The organism is Pseudomonas lactucae (assembly GCF_016937615.1).
In the GTDB taxonomy this organism is placed as follows: domain Bacteria; phylum Pseudomonadota; class Gammaproteobacteria; order Pseudomonadales; family Pseudomonadaceae; genus Aquipseudomonas; species Aquipseudomonas lactucae.
Genome location: NZ_JAFHKI010000258.1, coordinates 1 through 2,440, shown reverse-complemented (window position 1 = coordinate 2,440; position 2,440 = coordinate 1). Strand labels below are relative to the sequence as shown.

The window sequence follows — 2,440 nt, the reverse complement described above, 5'->3', positions numbered from 1 at the left end:
GGGCAAGCCCCTCCCACACTAGATTCATATTCAAAAATGGAATATGAATTAAGATTTATATTATTTTCAAGTCTTAAAAACCGTCTTTATCATCGCGCCGAAGGCGAAGACGCGCTTCGCGCTTTAAGGCAGGATACGCCTACCGCGTCACCTGCTTCGCTCAACATAAAAAACACAGGGGCTCTTCATGACTATTTCCGCATTCCGTCGCACATTGCTGGTTGGCACATTGGGTCTGGCGCTCGGCGCCGGGTGGCTGGGCCAGGCGGTTGCCGGCGAGCAACTGGGCAACATCAAGAAGGCCGGCGAGATCAAGATCGGCCTGGAGGGCACCTACCCGCCGTTCAGCTTCGTCGATGAAAGCGGCAAGCTCAGCGGTTTCGAAGTGGAGTTGTCCGAAGCCCTGGCCAAGGAGCTGGGCGTGAAGGTCAAGCTGCAGGCCACACCATGGGACGGCATCCTCGCGGCCCTGGAATCCAAACGTCTGGACGCGGTGGTCAACCAGGTGACCATTTCTGAAGAGCGCAAGAAGAAGTACGACTTTTCCAAGCCTTACACCGTCTCCGGTATCCAGGCACTGGTGCTGAAGAAAAACGTCGATACCATCAAGACCGCCGACGACCTGGCCGGCAAGAAAGTCGGCGTAGGCCTGGGCACCAACTACGAACAATGGCTCAAGGACAACCAACCCAAAGCCATCATCAAGACCTATAACGATGACCCGACCAAGTTCCAGGACCTGAAAGTCGGCCGTATCGACGCCATCCTGATCGACCGCCTGGCCGCTCTGGAATACGCCAAGAAAGCCCCGGACACCGCGGCTGCCGGCGACGCCTTCTCGCGTCAGGAATCCGGTATCGCCCTGCGCAAAGGCGAGCCTGAGCTGCTGGATGCGGTGAACAAGGCCCTCGACAAGCTGCGCGCAGACGGCACCTTGAAGAAGCTCTCCGAGAAGTACTTCAACGCTGACGTCACTCAATAATGGAAGCAAGTTTCCAACTCGCGCTGGACTCCGCGCCCTTTCTGCTCAAGGGCGCGTATTACACGGTGATCCTGAGCCTGGGCGGGATGTTTTTCGGTTTGCTGCTGGGCTTCGGCCTGGCCTTGATGCGCCTGTCGCGCTTCAAGCTGCTGCGCTTGCCCGCCCGCGTCTACGTGTCGTTCTTTCGCGGCACGCCCTTGCTGGTACAGCTGTTTTTGATCTACTACGGCTTGCCGCAAGTGGGCATCGAGCTGGATCCGATCCCGGCGGCCATGATCGGTTTTTCGCTGAACATGGCCGCCTACGCCTGTGAAATCCTGCGAGCCGCCATCGCCTCCATCGAGCGCGGCCAGTGGGAAGCCGCCGCCAGCATCGGCATGACCCGCGCGCAAACCCTGCGCCGGGCCATCCTGCCGCAGGCCATGCGCACCGCCCTGCCACCGTTGGGCAACAGCTTTATCTCGCTGGTCAAGGACACGGCGCTGGCCGCCACCATCCAGGTGCCCGAGCTGTTTCGCCAGGCGCAACTGGTGTCGGCGCGCACCTTCGAAATTTTCACCATGTATCTGTCCGCCGCCCTGATTTACTGGGTGCTGGCGAGCATCCTGGCGTATTTTCAAAATCGTCTGGAAGACCGGGTCAACCGGCATGACCTGGAGCCTTGAAGCATGATCGTGGTTGAAAAGCTGACCAAACAATTCAACGGTCAGGTGGTGCTCAACGGCATCGACCTTGAGGTCAAGGAAGGCGAAGTCGTCGCCATCATCGGCCCCAGCGGTTCCGGCAAGACCACCTTCCTGCGCTGCCTCAACTTCCTTGAAGAACCCACCAGCGGTCGCATCAAGGTGGGCGATATCCAGATTGACGGCAGCAAACCGCTCAACCAGCAGCAAAGCCTGGTGCGGCGCTTGCGCCAGCATGTGGGCTTTGTGTTCCAGAACTTCAACCTGTTCCCGCACCGCACCGCGCTGGAAAACGTCATCGAAGGCCCTACCGTGGTCAAGAAGATGCCACGCGAGGCCGCCCTTGCGCTGGGTCGCAAACTGCTGGCCAGGGTTGGCTTGGCGGGCAAGGAAGACGCCTACCCACGGCGCCTGTCCGGAGGCCAGCAACAGCGCGTGGCGATCGCCCGTGCATTGGCCATGGAGCCGGAGGTGATTCTGTTCGACGAACCCACCTCGGCGCTGGACCCGGAACTGGTCGGCGAAGTGCTGGCGACCATCCGCAGCCTGGCCGAAGAGAACCGCACCATGGTCATCGTCACCCACGAAATGAGCTTTGCCCGGGACGTGGCCAACCGGGTGATCTTCTTCGACAAGGGCGTGATCGTCGAACAGGGCGAAGCCAAGGCGCTGTTTGCCAACCCCAGGGAAGAACGCACCCGGCAATTTCTGAGCAAATTCCTGGCCCACTGAAGCGCCTCCGAGTAGCAGCTGTCGAGCCCTGGCGAGGCTGCGT

The 2,440-nt window shown here is 60.0% G+C and carries 3 protein-coding genes; all 3 read left to right on the top strand.

The window, feature by feature from the left end; genetic code table 11:
- Nucleotides 1-187 precede the first annotated feature (187 nt).
- The 3 genes from tcyJ to tcyN are packed head-to-tail and all read left to right on the top strand — an operon-like array spanning nt 188 to nt 2,397.
- Nucleotides 188-982, top strand: a complete 795-nt coding sequence (gene tcyJ / locus JWR98_RS29125; RefSeq protein ID WP_003171004.1) for a cystine ABC transporter substrate-binding protein — start codon at nt 188-190, stop codon at nt 980-982.
- Nucleotides 982-1,647 (top strand): cystine ABC transporter permease, encoded by a 666-nt coding sequence (gene tcyL, locus JWR98_RS29120; protein WP_003171003.1) that lies wholly within the window; start codon nt 982-984, stop codon nt 1,645-1,647. Before tcyJ ends, tcyL begins: the two co-directional genes overlap by 1 nt.
- 3 nt (nt 1,648-1,650) lie before the next feature.
- A complete protein-coding gene (tcyN, locus tag JWR98_RS29115) occupies nt 1,651-2,397 on the top strand; it encodes an L-cystine ABC transporter ATP-binding protein TcyN (RefSeq protein ID WP_078731087.1) in 747 nt (248 codons plus the stop codon).
- Nucleotides 2,398-2,440 lie beyond the last annotated feature (43 nt).